Source organism: Chromatium okenii, assembly GCF_002958735.1.
Taxonomy (GTDB): domain Bacteria; phylum Pseudomonadota; class Gammaproteobacteria; order Chromatiales; family Chromatiaceae; genus Chromatium; species Chromatium okenii_A.
The window spans coordinates 41,093-58,340 of the sequence record NZ_PPGH01000010.1; the positions used below are offsets into that span (position 1 = coordinate 41,093).

Annotated in this window: 13 protein-coding genes and 1 pseudogene; 2 read left to right on the top strand and 12 right to left on the bottom strand. The window is 50.7% G+C overall.

The genetic code is table 11. The features are described 5' to 3' along the window. The first annotated feature begins 92 nt into the window (after positions 1-92). Both gyrB and CXB77_RS20665 read left to right on the top strand, forming a co-directional pair. Positions 93-2,501 (top strand): DNA topoisomerase (ATP-hydrolyzing) subunit B, encoded by a 2,409-nt coding sequence (gene gyrB, locus CXB77_RS01120; RefSeq protein WP_105072518.1) that lies wholly within the window; start codon positions 93-95, stop codon positions 2,499-2,501. A gap of 109 nt (positions 2,502-2,610) precedes the next feature. Next, positions 2,611-4,772, top strand: a pseudogene (locus CXB77_RS20665) (YgiQ family radical SAM protein). On the opposite strand, the gene tolB reads toward CXB77_RS20665, so the two are convergent. The 12 genes from tolB to CXB77_RS01185 all read right to left on the bottom strand — a co-directional run bounded on the left by tolB (position 4,692) and on the right by CXB77_RS01185 (position 17,109). Further along, positions 4,692-6,131, bottom strand: coding sequence for a Tol-Pal system beta propeller repeat protein TolB (gene tolB, locus CXB77_RS01130; protein ID WP_105072469.1), 1,440 nt, complete (start codon positions 6,129-6,131; stop codon positions 4,692-4,694). The pseudogene CXB77_RS20665 and the gene tolB sit on opposite strands and share 81 nt — an antisense overlap. An 8-nt stretch (positions 6,132-6,139) precedes the next feature. Beyond that, positions 6,140-7,042 carry a cell envelope integrity protein TolA gene (gene tolA / locus CXB77_RS01135; protein WP_105072470.1) on the bottom strand — a complete coding sequence of 301 codons (903 nt, stop codon included), beginning with the start codon at positions 7,040-7,042 and terminating at the stop codon, positions 6,140-6,142. Further along, entirely contained in the window at positions 7,036-7,215 is a 180-nt protein-coding gene (locus CXB77_RS01140) for a cell envelope integrity protein TolA (RefSeq protein WP_105072471.1), read from the bottom strand. Before CXB77_RS01140 ends, tolA begins: the two co-directional genes overlap by 7 nt. 3 nt (positions 7,216-7,218) lie before the next feature. Continuing rightward, on the bottom strand, positions 7,219-7,662 hold the full coding sequence (tolR, locus tag CXB77_RS01145; RefSeq protein ID WP_105072519.1) for a protein TolR: 444 nt from the start codon (positions 7,660-7,662) through the stop codon (positions 7,219-7,221). 11 nt (positions 7,663-7,673) lie between these two features. After that, complete coding sequence (gene tolQ, locus CXB77_RS01150; RefSeq protein ID WP_105072472.1) at positions 7,674-8,348, bottom strand: protein TolQ; 675 nt, start codon at positions 8,346-8,348, stop codon at positions 7,674-7,676. A gap of 40 nt (positions 8,349-8,388) precedes the next feature. Continuing rightward, the gene (locus tag CXB77_RS01155) at positions 8,389-11,856 is read right to left on the bottom strand and encodes a GAF domain-containing protein (RefSeq protein WP_105072473.1); all 3,468 of its coding nucleotides are present in this window, start codon (positions 11,854-11,856) and stop codon (positions 8,389-8,391) included. Positions 11,857-11,969: 113 nt separating this feature from the next. Further along, positions 11,970-13,034 (bottom strand): class II fructose-bisphosphate aldolase, encoded by a 1,065-nt coding sequence (fba, locus tag CXB77_RS01160; RefSeq protein ID WP_105072474.1) that lies wholly within the window; start codon positions 13,032-13,034, stop codon positions 11,970-11,972. A 79-nt stretch (positions 13,035-13,113) separates the two neighbouring features. After that, complete coding sequence (gene pyk / locus CXB77_RS01165) at positions 13,114-14,556, bottom strand: pyruvate kinase (RefSeq protein WP_105072475.1); 1,443 nt, start codon at positions 14,554-14,556, stop codon at positions 13,114-13,116. 51 nt (positions 14,557-14,607) lie between these two features. Next, positions 14,608-15,789, bottom strand: coding sequence for a phosphoglycerate kinase (locus tag CXB77_RS01170; protein WP_105072476.1), 1,182 nt, complete (start codon positions 15,787-15,789; stop codon positions 14,608-14,610). 94 nt (positions 15,790-15,883) lie between these two features. After that, positions 15,884-16,105, bottom strand: a complete 222-nt coding sequence (locus CXB77_RS24250; RefSeq protein ID WP_105072477.1) for a type II toxin-antitoxin system RelE family toxin — start codon at positions 16,103-16,105, stop codon at positions 15,884-15,886. A 53-nt stretch (positions 16,106-16,158) separates the two neighbouring features. Next, positions 16,159-16,356 (bottom strand): hypothetical protein, encoded by a 198-nt coding sequence (locus tag CXB77_RS01180; protein WP_105072478.1) that lies wholly within the window; start codon positions 16,354-16,356, stop codon positions 16,159-16,161. Positions 16,357-16,428: 72 nt separating this feature from the next. Continuing rightward, positions 16,429-17,109 carry a DNA-methyltransferase gene (locus CXB77_RS01185; protein ID WP_197710943.1) on the bottom strand — a complete coding sequence of 227 codons (681 nt, stop codon included), beginning with the start codon at positions 17,107-17,109 and terminating at the stop codon, positions 16,429-16,431. Between the last annotated feature and the right edge of the window lie 139 nt (positions 17,110-17,248).

A 17,248-nucleotide genomic window follows, 5' to 3' on the forward strand; every position in this document is an offset into this window, starting at 1 on the left:
AACGATTCATGTGTTTGCGTCATATTGTTTATTGATCTCAATTAGTGCAGATGCTATTGCACTAATCAAGATCGCTTATTAGGATTATGTTAATGACTTACGATTCAACCAATATCAAAGTGCTGCGTGGATTAGATGCAGTGCGCAAACGTCCGGGCATGTATATCGGTGACACCGATGATGGAACCGGTTTGCATCACATGGTCTTTGAAGTCGTTGATAACGCAATTGATGAAGCGCTCGCCGGTCATTGCACTAATATCAACGTCGTTATCCATGCCGACGGTTCCGTTTCTGTATTGGATGATGGACGCGGCATTCCCGTTGATATTCACGCAGAAGAAAATCGTTCGGCCGCAGAAGTCATTATGACCGTGCTTCATGCTGGCGGTAAGTTTGATGACAATTCTTATAAAGTTTCTGGCGGATTACATGGCGTTGGTGTTTCCGTCGTCAATGCGTTATCCGAACGGTTAATCATGCGCATTTATCGCGGCGGCTGGGCGTATGAACAGGAATATCAACTCGGCGTTCCACAATACCCACTGCGCCAAGTTGCCGAGACCACGCAAAAAGGCACTGAGATTCGCTTTTATCCCTCAGATATTATTTTTACCAATCTCGATTTTCACTACGACATTTTAGCCAAACGCCTGCGCGAACTGTCATTTTTGAATTCCGGTGTGCGCATTGCATTAAATGATGAAACGACGGAACGCAGCGACGTCTTTGAATATCAAGGCGGAATTCGTGCTTTCGTTGAAAATCTCAATCTGAATAAAGAAGCGATTCATCCCACGGTGATTTATTTCAGCACCGAACGCAATTCCATTGGCGTTGAATTAGCGATTCAATGGAATAGCAGTTATCAGGAAACGATTTTCTGCTACACCAACACCATTCCGCAGAAAGATGGCGGCACACATTTAGCCGGATTTCGCGCTGCATTAACGCGCACATTGAATGGTTATATTGAACGCGAAGGATTAGATCGCACTCAAAAAATTCGCCCCATTGGTGATGATGCGCGAGAAGGTTTGACCGCAGTCTTATCGGTGAAGGTTCCTGATCCAAAATTCTCCTCACAGACCAAAGATAAATTGGTTTCATCTGAAGTGAAAGGCGTTGTTGAATCGCTCGTGGTTGAGCAATTGAATTCGTTTCTTGAAGAACAACCTGCCGAAGCAAAAATCATCGCCAATAAGATGCTGGATGCAGCACGGGCGCGAGAAGCAGCGCGGAAAGCGCGGGAAATGACGCGCCGTAAAGGTGTGCTTGATATTGCAGGATTGCCGGGTAAATTGGCGGATTGTCAGGAGAAAGACCCAGCAAAATCAGAGTTATATTTGGTTGAAGGTGATTCGGCTGGCGGTTCAGCAAAACAGGGACGCGATCGTTCTTTTCAAGCGATTTTGCCATTGAAAGGCAAGATTTTGAATGTCGAAAAAGCACGTTTTGACAAGATGTTAGCCTCAGTTGAAGTCGGCACGCTCATTACTGCGCTGGGTTGTGGCATTGGTCGTGAAGAATACAACCCAGATCAGTTGCGTTATCACCGCATCATTATTATGACGGATGCGGATGTTGATGGTGCGCATATTCGGACGTTGTTATTGACGTTCTTTTATCGGCAAATGCCCGAGTTGATTGAACGCGGCTATATTTACATTGCCCAGCCCCCATTGTTTAAGATTAAAAAGGGTAAGCAAGAAGAGTATTTGCTGGATGAAGCAGCACTGAATCGAGCAATGCTGCAAGTGGCGCTTGATGGTGCGGATTTATTCGTCACTGCTGATGCGCCACCATTAGCGAGAACGGCATTGGAATCATTGGCGCGAGATCACAGCGTCATTATGAAAATCGTTCAACGGCTGGAACAGCGTTATGATGCAGTATTTTTAGGGCATCTCATTCATTTGCCGCCCGTCACCGATGCGCTGATTGCTGATGCCGAGCATTTTCAGAGTTGGTGCAATGTGTTAGAAGCACGATTGAATCAACAGGATTCGGTCGCATTGCATTATCGGATTCGCAGTGATATTGATCCGTTATTGAGTAAGCCAACCACGATTGAATTGACGCGATTGGTGCATGGCATTCCCGAATCACGTAGCATTCCAATTGAATTTTTCCGTTCGATTGATTACCACAAGATCATTGAATTCGGGCAAACGTTGAGCGGATTACTTCAGCCCGATGCGTACATCACTCGTGGCGAGCGCATGAAACCAATTACCGATCTCGGTGATGGTATTCGCTGGTTATTAGCAGAAGCGCAGCGCGGTTATAGCACCCAGCGTTATAAAGGTTTGGGTGAAATGAATCCCGAACAACTGTGGGAAACGACCATGAACCCAGAAATGCGGCGGCTATTGCGCGTGACAATTGAAGATGCAGTCGCAGCCGATTCGATTTTTACCACGCTGATGGGCGATCAAGTAGAGCCGCGTCGTTTATTCATTGAGAAAAACGCGCTCAATGTTGGCAATTTAGACGTTTAATTCAGAACGCTTCGGCATTCAATAAACCCAGTGTGTTGCTAATTCAAGCAAATAACACACTGGGTTTTTTATGAAAAAATATCATTTTTAATTGAGCAATTCCGCACCAATGACCACGCCAGCCGACATTTTTTCTTATCGTCCGTATTGGGCAAAACGTTTTGGTATTGCGCCAGAATTGCCGATTTCTCGTGATGAAATGGAGCAACTCGGCTGGGACAGTTGTGATGTGATTCTGGTCACTGGTGATGCTTACGTCGATCATCCGTCATTCGGTATGGCAATAATTGGGCGGCTATTGGAAGCGCAGGGTTTTCGCGTCGGCATCATTGCGCAGCCGGATTGGACTTCAATTGCCGATTTTCAGCAGTTGGGGCGACCAAATCTGTTTTTTGGTATTACCGCTGGCAATATGGATTCAATGGTGAATCGCTATACCGCCGACCGTCGCCCGCGTTCCGATGATGCGTACACGCCGGATGCAGCGCCCGGTCGTCGCCCTGATCGCTCGGTGACGGTCTACGCGCAGCGGGCGCGGGAAGCGTTCAAAGGCGTGCCGATTGTGCTCGGCGGAATTGAGGCCAGTTTGCGGCGGATTGCGCATTTTGATTATTGGTCGGAGACGGTGCGCCGCTCGGTGCTAGTTGATTCTAAAGCTGATTTATTGATTTTTGGCAATGCCGAGCGGGCAGTGGTGGCGCTGGCGCATCGGCTGGCGCGAGGCGAAGCGATTGGCGATATTCGTGATTTGCGCGGGACAGCGTGGATGAAGCGCCGTGAAGAAATCCCCCCTGCCCCCTTTTGCAAAGGGGGGATGAAGAGAAGCCCCCCTTTAGTAAAGGGGGGTTGGGGGGATTTGATGCAAAAGTAGAAGCGGGATTTCTTCACAATCCCTACGAAGAAGAACCAAATTGTCCACCCAGCGCGGCAATGGTCGCCGCACCCGAATCCCGCACTGCAACACGAGCACTGACCGTTGTGCGGCTGCCATCATTCGAGCAAGTGCGTGACGATTCAGTCAGTTACGCCCACGCCTCGCGGTTATTTCATTTAGAAACCAATCCCAGCAATGCGCGGGCGCTGGTGCAGGCGCACGGCGAGCGCGATGTCTGGTTGAATCCGCCGCCGATTCCGTTGACGAGCGCAGAATTTGATCGCGTGTATGAATTGCCCTACAGCCGCCGTCCGCATTCGAGCTATGGCGCGGCGCGGCTGCCCGCGTGGGAAATGATTCGGCACTCGGTCAACATCGTGCGTGGCTGTTTTGGCGGTTGCACTTTTTGCTCCATCACCGAGCACGAGGGGCGCGTCATTCAGAGCCGGTCGGAAGATTCGATCCTGCGCGAAGTGGCGGATATTCGTGACCGCGCACCCAATTTCACCGGCACGATTTCTGATTTGGGTGGGCCGAGCGCCAACATGTGGCGGTTGAATTGTGGCAATCCGCGAGCGGCAGCAGCCTGTCGGCGGTTGTCCTGCCTGTATCCCGATATTTGCCGCAATCTCAACACCGATCACGCGCCGCTGATTCAGCTTTATCGCAAAGCGCGGGCAGTGACTGGTGTCAAGCGGGTGCTGATTGCATCGGGCGTCCGCTACGATTTGGCGCTGCGTTCTCCGGCGTACATTCGGGAATTGGTGATGCACCACGTTGGTGGCTATCTCAAGATCGCGCCGGAACACACTGAATCCGGGCCGTTGAGCAAAATGATGAAGCCGGGGATTGAGAGTTTTGATCGGTTTCAGGAATTGTTTGATCGCTATTCCCGCGAGGCTGGCAAAGAGCAATATCTGATTCCGTATTTCATCTCCGCGCATCCCGGTACGACCGACGAGGACATGCTGAACTTGGCGCTATGGCTAAAACAACACGGGTTTCGGCTGGATCAAGTGCAGGCGTTTTTGCCGACGCCGCTGGCGCTGGCTTCGACGATGTATCACAGCGAACGCAATCCGTTAAAACCCGTCACGCGAAATTCTGAACGAGTTTTCGTAGTGCGCGGTGAGCGCCAGCGCCGTTTGCAGAAAGCCTTTTTGCGTTATCACGACCCGGAGAATTGGCCGCTGTTACGGCAGGCGTTGAAAGACATGGGACGGGCGGATTTGATCGGCAACGGCAAGCGACATTTGATTCCGTTGGATAAATCCCCCCAACCCCCCTTTTTCAAAGGGGGGCTTAAAGCCCCTGCGTCAGCCGCTTCGCCTCGGAAATCTGCTCATTCCCCTTTGAAAAAGACTCGCCATTTTCCCCCTTTGAAAAAGGGGGGTTAGGGGGATTTCCACCCACCGCTTGCCAGCAGTCGCGCCCGTTCCGCCATCGGTCCGAGCAAGCGGCGGCGGTGACCACGCTGGTTCGCGCATCTGTCCGCTGCTTTGCGACAACCGCAAACTGCTGCCGCCTTCAATCGCTACCGTTGCCAACACGCCGCGCCCGTTGTAGGTCGTGGCATAAATCACCAGCGCACCGTTGGGCGCAAAACTCGGCGATTCGTCCAGCGTGCCGTTGGTCAACAGGCGCGTGAGCTGGCGCTCTACATCCAATACCGCAATCCGCAATGCGCCGTTGATCCGCGTCACCATCACGATGGAGCGCCCATCGGGAGCGAATGACGCGCACACGTTGTAATCACCTTCGACGCTGATCCGTTCCGCTGCGCCACCGCTCGCTGGCATTCGATAAATCTGCGGATTGCCGCCGCGATTGCTGGTGAAAATCAACTGCTGACCATCCGGCGACCACGCTGGCTCGGTATCAATCGCAAAATGATCGGTCAGGCGTCGCAATTCGCGGCTGACTAAATCGAGCACATAAATCTCTGAATTGCCGTCTTTTGACAGCGTCATCGCCAGCCGCTTGCCGTCGGGAGAAAACGCTGGCGCACTGTTGATGCCGGAATAACTCGCCACCAACACGCGCTGCCCGCCGCGCAAATCCTGAATGTAAATCGCAGAACGTTGATTTTCAAAAGAAACATACGCGATTAATTGACCATCGGGCGACCACGCAGGCGACAAAATCGGCTCACCAGAGGACATGATGGTTTGCGGATTTTCGCCGTCCGCATCCGCCACGCGCAGACTGACGGTTTGCTTTGCGCCGCTGCCGCTGGCGGTGACATACGCGATGCGCGTTGCAGCAACGCCGGGTTGACCAGTCAATGTTTTATAAATTAAATCAGCGATTTGATGTGCGGTGTGACGCAGCCCAGCGGTGCTCGTCACCAACTCAGTGGCGGTCAATTCGCTGCCGCGCATCACGTCATAAATCACCACGCTGATCCGCAATCCGCCCTCGGTCGGCGTGAGTTGCCCGATGACCAGCGTGTTTACGCCCAGCAGTCGCCAATCGCGGGGATCAATCGCTTCACGAGTGCTCGGCTGGGTCAACATGTCCGCGACCGGCAGCGGTTTGAATTTGCCGGTGCGCGCGAGATCGGCGCTGATGACGGCTGCAACATCCACTGGCGCATTTTGCCCGTCGGTCATTCCGAACGGCACAACCGCAATCGGTTGGGCGGCTTCGACGCCGCCAGTGATTTCGATGTTGAGCCGAGGCGCAGCGTGGCTCGAATTAATACCGCCAAACATGGCGATGAGCGTGAGCAGCAATAACGATAAGTCTTTGCGCATATTGATGTTTATTCCGCTGAAAAGGTGAAATCGAAATCTCGGAAGTGTTCAAAAGTTGCGCCAGCAGGCACGGGCAGCGGAGATGCCTGATACACCGCAGCCAGCACCGATTGATCAAATGCCGCATTGCCGCTGCTTGTGACGATGCGCACGCTGTTGGGCACGACATCGCCGCCGGGAATCAGTCGTACCGAAACGACAGCGACTAAATTACGGTTTGACGCTGGCGGACGCAGCCAAAACTGGCGGACGCGATCCTGAATTGCTGGCGTGTAACGACCGACTTCTCGCGCCAATTGCTCCGATTCCAGCGCCGCTAATAATTCGTCTTCCCGATCTTGCTCGCGCTGCTGCTGTTGCGCGAGGTCTTCCATAAACCGTTGTTTTTCCACAGCAACCATCTTTTCAGCTTCTTCAGCGATTTTCTGCTGGCGCTCGGTTTCAAGTCTAGCGATTTCAGCAGATTGAAGTTGCTGTTCGATTTGGCGTTCACGCTCGGCAGCTTGCCGCGCTGCATCTTCAGCTTGTTGACGTTGAGCCGCCGCGACGCGAGCAGTTTCGGCTTCGCGTTCGGCAGTAGCGCGACGTTCAGTTTCTTCGGCAATTTGGCGCTGGCGCTTCAACTCAGCGGCAGCAGCTTGACGTTGTTGTTCAACCTGACGCGCCTGTTCAACCGCAAGACGTTTGGCAGCAGCAGCTTCTTCTGCATCACGCTGTGCCGCTGCAACGCGAGCAGCTTCAGCGGTTTGGCGTTGCTGTGCGATTTGGCGTTGACGTTCCGCAGCACGACGCGCTGCGTCTTCAGTCTGTTGACGCTGCGCCGCAGCAGCGCGAGCGATTTCAGCGGCTTGACGTTGCTGTTCGGCAGCGCGGCGAGCTGCATCATCGGGAGGATTAGCCCCCCTTAGCAAAAGGGGGGTTGGGGGATTTCTACCAAACGCGCTTTCACCGTATGAAGACGCGCATCGGGTTTGCTTTTCGGTGGCGTGAAGTACGCACTAATCAACAGCAACGCAGCGAAAACCAGATGCAGCGCGACTGATGACAGCAATGCAGCACGTTGACGGCGGAGAAATCGCCACATGGTTTAGGGATTGCCGCGCTCTGGTGGCACGGTAATCAGTCCGACATCCGGGGCGCCAGCGGTTTGCGCAATCACCATCGCCCGCACGACGCGCCCGTAATCCACCCGATGATCGGCGCGTACCAAAATTGGCGTCTCGCGTTTGTGATCAAGCACTAATTTGAGCCGGTCATGCAGCGCCTGATCGCCGGTCGGCAAATGTTTGTCTGTACCGATGTCGATGAAATAGCTGCCGGACGCATCGACGGTAATGACGACGGATTCCGTCGTTGGGCTGGCCAAACCGCCCGCTTTTTCCTGCGGCAGATTGACTTTAACGCCCATCGTGATCAGCGGCGCAGTGACCATGAAAATGACCAATAACACCAGCATCACGTCGATATAAGGCACGATGTTGATTTCTGCCAATAACGGGCGGCGACGCTGACGGCGCGATGATTTCAACATGATGACGCCGCTCAACCGCGCCCTTGTCGTTGCAGTAACGCCACAAATTCGTCCATGAATTCCTCATAACGGTTGGCGAGCCGTTCGACCTGATTGGCGTAACGGTTGTAAGCAATCACTGCCGGAATTGCCGCAAACAAGCCAATCGCAGTGGCAATCAACGCCTCAGAAATGCCCGGCGCAACCAGTGCCAGCGTCGCTTGCTCCACGTTACCAAGCGCATGAAACGATTGCATAATTCCCCACACCGTGCCAAACAAGCCGACATACGGACTGGTGGAGCCGACCGTCGCCAAAAAGGTCAAATTGCTTTCCAGCCGATCCAACTCGCGGCTCAATGCCACGCGCATCGCCCGCTCCGAGCCGTGCAAAATCGTCGCTACATCGTTGTCCTCGATTTTGCGCATTCGCACATATTCTTTGAATCCCGCGCAGAAAATCGCCGGTAATCCGCGTTGCTGGCGCTTGTTCTGACTCAGGTTTTGATACAGCGCACCCAAATCGCCGCCCGACCAAAATTGCTCCTCGAACGCGCTGGCGCTTTTGCGGGCAGCAGCAAAAATCCGCGCTCGATCAAAAATCATCGTCCATGAAATGATCGACGCCAGCAGCAGCACCAGCAGCACCAGTTGCACCACCAAACTGGCGTGTAAAACCACATAAAACAGCGATAAATCAGAAGTCATCGGACGTTATTGTCTCTAAAAACGTGCTCAAAATTGAGCGTTATTGATTACTAAACGTGATGTAGTTCGGCAATTCCACAAAAAACGTCGTGCCTTCACCGCGCACACTCTGCGCCCAAATCCGTCCACCCATGCGCTGCATCGCTTTACGCACAATCGCCAACCCAATACCCGTACCGGGATAATCTTCGGCGCGTTGCAGCCGTTGAAATATCTCAAAAATTCGGTCATGGAATTGCATATCAAAACCAATGCCGTGGTCTTGAATCGCAAGAATCAGCGATTGCTCGCCGGTTTCTGCGGTAATGGTAATCAGCGGTGGCGTGTCAAGACGGCTGAATTTCAACGCATTATCCAGCAGATTTCGCAGCACCAGCGCCAGCCCGTCAGGATCGGCGGACACCAGCGCCAGCGGATCGAAATCCATCACCACACGCCCGTGGCGAGCGTCAATATCCGCTGTGCGTTCGGCAATGATTCGCGTGAGCAGATCGTGCACATTTAACGCCACGCCGCGCAAATTGCGCCGCTCCATGCGTGAATACGCCAGTAAATCTTCAATCAATTGCCCCATTTGCTCAACGCCATGACGCACGTTGTGCAGAAATAATCGCCCTTCTTCATCCAATTGTTGCAGATGATCTTCTAATAGCAAGCGACTATAACCATCAATGCCGCGTAAGGGCGCTTTAAGATCGTGTGAGACTGAATAAGTAAAGGTTTCTAATTCAGCATTTACTGCGGCAATTTCAGTAGTGCGCTGCGTGACACGTTGTTCTAATTCGGCATTGAGTTGTGAGAGTGCGGTCTCGGCATGTTTGCGCTCAGTAATATCACGCACTACAGCAATCAATTGCGCTGTTCCCGGCAAACGATTGATCCGCGACTCAAAATGCCGCAAACCATTGGACATTAACAGCGAATATTCATACGTTACCAATTTCCCGTGCACTAATACCAGTGCAATGCTGTCATCGAATTGTTGCGCAACTTCTAATGGTAAAACTTCACTGATGCGTTTACCGAGAAAAACCGCTGGCGATACATAAAGATCAGCGTCACGGCTGGCGCGATAGTCGCGGATGGTGCTGTCTGGATCAATCAGGAAAAACAAATCCGGCAGCACCTGAAACACGGAATCGAGCAAAATTTCACTTTGTCGCGCTCGCAGTTGGGCGTGTTTACGACTGCTGATGTCCTGAATCGCGCCCTCCATCCGCACCACCCGCCCGTTTTCCACAATCGGTTGCCTAACGGTGCGTATCCATTTATGCGAACCGGCTGAAGTGGTAATTTCTAATTCTAATTCATAGGGTTGTGCATGTTTAATCGCTGTATCCAGTGCACGTTCAAGCCGCTGGCGCATCTCGCCGTGGAACATCGTCAAACCTGCGCTCATGGTGGCGGAAACATCCGGCGTCACGCCAATAATCCGCATCGTTTCCGCAGTCCAAAAACCGCTGCCGGTCGCCACGTCAAACTCCCAACCGCCGACCTGCGCCAGCCGACTGGTGCGATCCAGAATGTCTTTTTGCTGCTGCAACGCCGTTTCTGTCTGTTTGCGTTGCCGCTCGTTTTCCATTGATTCCATAGCAAAACCAATGTCTTGCGTGAGTTCATCCAGCAGGTTTAATTCGGTTGTATCGAAAAATTCTGCGGTGTCGGCATACAAATTGAAAACGCCGAGCACCTGTCCGGCAACTCGAATGGGAAAGGCAGCCGAGGCTCGATAACCGAGTGCCAGTGCTGCATCGCGCCATGGTTTCATGCGCGGATCAGCAGCGATGTCATTGCACACGACATGTTGCCCTTGACGCAGCGCCACTCCGGTGGGACCGCAACCTTGTTCGTCTTCATTCAGCGAAATGTGCAGATGATCAAGATAACCATCTACTGCGCCTGCCTGTGCCGATAAACGAATTTCGCCATTGACGGCATCGGCAAGCCCCAACCATGCCATGCGAAAACCGCCCACTTCTACCGCAATCCGGCAGGCTTCTTGATAAAGCGCCGCTGGTTCGCGCAGTCGCACGATCGCGCCATTGATGCCGCTCAACACGGCATAAATGCGATTCAAACTGCGAATGCGCTCCTCGGCATGTTGGCGCTGGCGCAGATCAACGCTGGTGCAGCGGATCATTTGGGTAAATCCGCGTTGGTCGGTGATCTGAGTCACGGAATGCAGCACTGGCAGCCGACTGCCGTCAGTGCGGGTGAAATGCAGTTCAATCGGTGCGGCGGCGCCACGTTTAAGCGCCTGAATTTGTTCGGCTAACAGCGCCTGCCCTTTCGTGGTGAGCAGGTCATTGACGTTGAGTTGATCAATAGTGTCCTTGCGGGTGCGTCCGAGCAGCGCCAGCGCCGTCTCGTTCATTTCGATGATGCGTCCGTCTGGAGTGATGGTGTGATAACCGCATGGCGCATTTTCATACAGTGAAATCAAACGATTGCGCGATTCCACCAACTCGCGCTCCGATAGAAATCGCGCTACTGCTGCGCCGTAAATATCCGCAAATGCCTGAACGATGCTGAGGTCTTGGTGGTTGTAATCGCTGTCTTTATTGGCGAGCGCAATCATGCCCATCAATTGCCCTTGCGAAACACAAGGCACACCCATGAATTTGCGAATCGGTAAATGTCCGGGCGGAGTGCCAACACTCGCCGGATGTGAAAACGGGTCATTGGCAATAATGGGAAAACGGTTGTCGAGCACCCAGCCACCCAAACCGCTAGGCTTTTCAAAAACCACAGTTTTTCCTGCAACTTGACACTGCGCAAAGATGTTGCGGGTCATGGTCGGTGTGACGAGAAAACCGGTAGCGGGATCACGATAACCGACAAATCCAAACTCGCTGCCGGTCAGAGTGCGGCAGTGATCGAGCGTTAAATGCGACAGTTCTTCGATGTTTGAGGTATTCAGGCAGGCGTGTAACGCAGTAAATAATTCAGTTTGCCACGGCAGTTGTTCAGCAGTTTTACGCTCTGGAAATGCGGGAATTGGCGCAAGACGCGGCAGATGTTCCGCAAAAATACGGCAAATGTGTTCTAAAACCGCAATTACTGCTGGCGTGGTGTCGTCAAAGATGCGTGGAACCGCAATCAGCAATCCACTGGTCAATGGGAAATGGTCTGCTGCCGCGCTAAGAGGAATGTGCACCGCGCCGCTGATACGCAAATACTCTTCCAAATCAGTCGCTTGATAACTGCTGGCGGCGTAGTTTTTCACCCACAGCGTATGCCCGCTGGTGTAAGCCTGAAACGCCGCAACCGTTCCGGGCGCACTGGGCGCTAACACCTTGTTACTCGCACCCGCCATGCCCAGCGACAATCGCACCACCAATTTATCGTCAATTGCCGGATCAGGCAGACAGAGCGCCGCTCGCGGAATGCCCAAGCTGCTGGTCGTGCGAATAACTAAATACAGTGCATCAAGCAATTTACCGCACACCGCAAGTGTCTCGGTGAATTCATGCACGAGTGGGTGAGTTGCAGCGATTTCAGGAGTCATGGGAAGGTGATTTGTCGGTAATGCAGCAGCGGATATTTGAATTATCAACCGACTATAACAAAAAGGGGCGCTGTTGCGCCCCGTGCTTATCGTTTAATTAACGATGAAAGCGATTAGTTGATCTTGGGATCAAGTTCGCCTTTGATGTAGCGATTGGTCATCACTTCTAATGACAGCGCGGTCATCTTGCTGGCATTGCCCGCAGTACCAAAGGCTTCATAACGCGCCTTGCAAATGCCTTTCATTGCTTTGGTTGCAGCAATGAAATACTTGCGTGGATCGAATTCTTTTGGGTTATCCGCCAAGAACTTGCGAATCGCGCCAGTGGATGACATGCGCAAATCGGTATCAATGTTGACCTTGCGCACACCGTGTTTAATGCCCTCAACGATTTCCTCAACCGGAACGCCATAGGTCTCACCCATTGCGCCGCCGTATTGATTGATAATCGCCAACCAATCCTGCGGAACTGATGATGAACCGTGCATTACCAAATGCGTGGCGGGAATACGAGCGTGGATTTCTTTAATCCGGTTAATCGCCAAAATGTCGCCAGTGGGCGGACGCGTAAATTTATACGCGCCATGACTGGTTCCAATTGCAATTGCCAGCGCATCCACGCCAGTTTTCTTTACGAAATCTGCTGCTTCTTCAGGATCAGTCAATAATTGACTGTGATCTAAAGTGCCTTCTGCACCAACGCCATCTTCTTCGCCAGCCTGCCCAGTTTCTAATGAACCAAGGCAGCCCAATTCACCCTCAACCGATACGCCGCAATCGTGCGCCAATTCAACCACGCGGCGGGTGACTTCCACGTTGTATTCATAAGTCGTTGGAGTTTTACCATCGACGCCGAGCGAACCATCCATCATGACTGATGAAAAGCCCAATTGAATAGAACGTTGGCAAATTGCTGGCGAAGTGCCATGATCTTGGTGCATACACACCGGAATATGCGGCCACTCTTCAATTGCGGCCAAAATTAAATGGCGCAGAAACGGTGCGCCAGCGTATTTGCGAGCGCCAGCAGACGCTTGCACAATCACTGGAGAATCGGTTTCATCAGCCGCTTCCATAATGGCGCGCATCTGTTCCATGTTATTCACGTTATACGCAGGAACGCCATAACCGTATTCAGCGGCATGATCAAGCATTTGACGCATTGAAATTAAAGCCATGCAATTTTTCCTCGTTGGTGGATGAATCAATCAGTGGTTATTCTCCAATTGGAGATAACATTATTTTTACCAAAAACGTTCAATCTTCATTCAATAAGCGATGCTCACCAACACGCATAATCTTCATAATGTTGGTTTGCCCTTCCACGCCAGAACGGTCGCCTTTAGTAATGATGACCAAATCACCATTGCGCACCGTGCCTCGCCGCAGCAATTCTTCAATCACTTCATAATTCACTTCGTGCATGTCGGTACTTGCTACATCGAAGCTCACCGGATACGCGCCGCGAAACAATTTCACTTTGCGGCGCGTCGGTGCGAATCGCGTCATCGCATAAATAGGAATGCCGGAGCGAATACGCGACATCCATTTCACTGTGGAACCAGTTTCGGTTAATGCGGCAATTGCTTTGACGCCCAAATGATTGGCGGTATACATCGCTGCCATTGCAATGGCTTCATCCACACGACCGAATACTGAATCAAGCCGATGTCCAGAGCGTGTCGTGCCTTTTTCCGCTTCGATGCAAATACGATCCAATGCTTCTACAACCTTGACCGGATAGCGCCCAATCGAACTTTCTGCCGATAACATCACTGCATCAGTACCATCGAGCACTGCATTGGCAACATCGAATACTTCAGCGCGAGTTGGAATGGGATGCTCAATCATCGACTGCATCATCTGTGTCGCAGTAATCACAACACTATTCAATTCTCGTGCGCGACTAATCAATCGTTTTTGCACTGCTGGCAATTCCGCATCGCCAATCTCAACGCCTAAATCTCCGCGAGCAACCATAATGGCATCGGAAGCGTTAATGATGTCATCAATTTGATTGAGTGCTTCGGCACGTTCAATCTTGGCAATGATTCCACCGCGTCCACCGGCAGCATAAAATAATTCTCGCGCCAGCCGCACATCATCGCCATTGCGCACGAAAGAAACCGCTAAATAATCTGCGTCAATTTCAGCCGCAAAACGAATATCATCTTTATCTTTATCGGTTAAGGCCGGAGCGGATAATCCGCCACCTTTTTTATTGATACCCTTGTTATTCGATAGCGTTCCACCGACAACCACAGTGCAATCAATACGACCATTGGCGACTGCAACCACCTTTAATTCAATAGCGCCATCATCAAGTAATAGCGTATCGCCTGAAGTGACATCATTTGCGAGTTCAAGATAGGTTGTGCCAACTTGCGTGCTATCACCTGCATTAATTGCACAAGCAGAATCAATTGCAAACGTAGCGCCGGGCATCAGTTCAATCTTGCCTTCAGTGAATTTGCCGATGCGAATTTTTGGCCCTTGCAAATCCATCAGCACCGCCACTTCGTGATTGATGGCGAGCCCCCGTTCACGAAAACGCTCGGCGCGTTCGCGGTGACGGGCGTGACTATCATGCGACAGATTGAGACGAACCACATCGACGCCTGCTGCGATGAAGTTGTCCATAACTGCCGGATCATCCGTCGCTGGACCGAGCGTTGCGACAATTTTGGTACGTCTTGGCATGATTAATTTTCCGTTAGCGGGCGCCGGCTATGCCAGCGCACCTGAATGCAATCAACTCTTTGCGCGTTCTTCGAGCATCGCTACTGCTGGCAATGTTTTTCCTTCCAGATATTCAAGGAACGCACCGCCAGCCGTGGAAATGTAGGACACCTTGTCATAAATATCGTATTTCTGAATTGCAGCAATGGTGTCGCCGCCACCCGCGAGACTAAAACCAGCGGCATTTGCAATTGCCATTGAAACGGTTTTTGTACCCGCACCGAATTGATCGAATTCGAATACGCCAACCGGTCCATTCCACACAATTGTTCCGGCTTTAGCAATGATGTCAGCCAATTCCTGCGCGGATTGCGGACCAATATCAAAAATCATATCGTCTTCTGTAACATCAGCAGCAGCTTTAATGATTGCAGGTTCATTTTCATTGAATTGCTTGCCGCACACCACATCAACTGCAATAGGAATAGTCGCGCCCCGCGCCGTCATTTTTTCCATTAACGCCTTGGCAGTTGGAATTAAATCGTGTTCACATAATGATTTGCCGACCGGAAAACCAGAAGCTGCGAGAAAAGTATTCGCAATACCGCCACCAACGACCATCTGGTCAACCTTTTCTGATAGGGCTTCTAATACCGTCAATTTGGTTGAAACTTTCGAGCCACCAACAATAGCAACCATTGGGCGAGCAGGATTTGCCAGCGCCTTTTGCAACGCATCCAATTCTTCAGCCAATAGCAAACCAGCACACGCAGTCGGTGCAAATTTACCTGCGCCATGCGTTGAAGCCTGCGCCCGATGTGCAGTACCAAACGCATCCATTACGAATACATCGCACAGCGCAGCGTATTGCTTGGACAACGCCTCATTATCCTTGCCTTCGCCCTTATTAAAACGCACGTTATCCAGCAATACTAATTCGCCATCAGCTACATCTGGCGGATTATCAAGGTAATCTCGAATTAAACGAATCTCACTTCCCATCTTAGCACTGAGCATATCTGCGACGGGTTTAAGCGAATCTTCTTCCGAGAAGACACCTTCTTCTGGACGACCTAAATGCGACATCACCATCACTTTCGCACCGGCTTTAATGCAGTGTTCAAAGGTTGGCATGGATGCAGTAATTCGCGCATCGGAAGTAACCTTGCCGTTTTTAATAGGCACATTGAGGTCAGAACGAATTAAAACACGCTTGCCAGTCAGATCAAGATCGGTGAGTTTAATGAATGACACGATGGTATTTCCTCTTGGGTGTGGCCATGTTGTTGTAAAAGCAATCCGCAAAACCTTGGGGTTTGGCGCATCACTTTTAATGAATGTTTTTCGCTTATAGAAATAGACGATAGATGTCACTACGGTGTAAGCATCGCACAAACTCAACTTCGTTTGCTTCAATGATGATACCAATTCGATAATCACTCACCTTAATTCTGTAGAAGTTTTCGCTGCCAGTCATTTTTTTGAGTTTACCAATTCCCTGATGGTTAGTTATATTTTCTACTTCTTCAATCACCTGACGAATTTGCAACAGCGTTAAACGGTCTTTAATTTTTTCAAATCACGTACAAAGCTAGTGCGAAATACTGTTTTCACGACAGCCCCTCACTCAAAGAGGTTAAACACTTCACCACGATCTACTTGTTTTGTTTGTTGTCCTTCACGGATCGCTTTTGCAAGACCGACATCTTCTAAGACATCTGTAAAAACTTCATATAGCAATTCTCGCTGTTCGTTCAACGTTTCTGTTAACACTTCTTTCAGTAGTTGTTTTAGTTCTGAATCACTAGCTGTCTGAAACATAATTTTTTACCGTGAGTGAAATATAAATTAAAACAATCCGCGAAACCTTGGGCATTACCTTTAGCTGCGTTTTTAGAAAAGCAGTGACATAGATGAAAAATCTTTCAACCGTTTTTTAGCAAGCTCAATATATTCTGGAGAAATTTCAATGCCAATAAAATTTCGACCTAGTTTTTTAGCTGCAACAGCAGTTGTACCGCTGCCCATAAATGGATCAAGAATTAATTGCGCATTTGTGCTGTTAATAATTCTTTCAATTAAAGCAACTGGGAAAGGCGCAGGATGTTCGTTTTTCATTTCTTGCATAAATTCCCAGATGTCACCCTGAGCATTTGCACCTTGCGCTAGTTCAAACTCTGGTTTACAAATTAAATAAATCACTTCGTAAGTTGGCAAAAAATATCCTTTATTAAAATTGATCCCACCTTTTCGCTTCCAGATGATAATTTGCCGCACTGGAAAGCCGGAAACAATATCTTGCCTGTCTTGCAACAAACCTGCTTGCACGCGCCATTTGTGGTTGTAAAAAATAGCGCCGTTATTTTTAGTTAAGCGGAACATCTCAGTAAGACAGGCGCGTTGCCACGCCGTATATTCATCGTGGGGCATATTATCGTGATAGTGCGAATAACCATGAATCAGACTCGCATTTGACCATTTGCCGCCACGACCATCTTTCATGCCGTTGCCCGTTGAATTTTTAAGATTATACGGCGGCGAAGTGACAACTAAATCGACAGATTCATCTGGCATTGATTGCATTACAGTGAGGCAATCGCCGCATAGAAACTGATCTTGAAAATCTGAAGATTTTACTACTGACTCACTGACATTCAAGCAATATAACCCCACGTTTTGAATTGTTCTTGCAAATCTGGTTCATCCTTAAATT

Coding starts and splice junctions, on each gene's coding strand:
- gyrB (WP_105072518.1), top strand. CDS start 93: ATGACTTACGATTCAACCAATATCAAAGTGCTGCGTGGATTAGATGCA.
- tolB (WP_105072469.1), bottom strand. CDS start 6,131: ATGCGCAAAGACTTATCGTTATTGCTGCTCACGCTCATCGCCATGTTT.
- CXB77_RS01140 (WP_105072471.1), bottom strand. CDS start 7,215: ATGTGGCGATTTCTCCGCCGTCAACGTGCTGCATTGCTGTCATCAGTC.
- tolR (WP_105072519.1), bottom strand. CDS start 7,662: ATGTTGAAATCATCGCGCCGTCAGCGTCGCCGCCCGTTATTGGCAGAA.
- tolQ (WP_105072472.1), bottom strand. CDS start 8,348: ATGACTTCTGATTTATCGCTGTTTTATGTGGTTTTACACGCCAGTTTG.
- CXB77_RS01155 (WP_105072473.1), bottom strand. CDS start 11,856: ATGACTCCTGAAATCGCTGCAACTCACCCACTCGTGCATGAATTCACC.
- fba (WP_105072474.1), bottom strand. CDS start 13,034: ATGGCTTTAATTTCAATGCGTCAAATGCTTGATCATGCCGCTGAATAC.
- pyk (WP_105072475.1), bottom strand. CDS start 14,556: ATGCCAAGACGTACCAAAATTGTCGCAACGCTCGGTCCAGCGACGGAT.
- CXB77_RS01180 (WP_105072478.1), bottom strand. CDS start 16,356: ATGTTTCAGACAGCTAGTGATTCAGAACTAAAACAACTACTGAAAGAA.
- CXB77_RS01185 (WP_197710943.1), bottom strand. CDS start 17,109: ATGCCAGATGAATCTGTCGATTTAGTTGTCACTTCGCCGCCGTATAAT.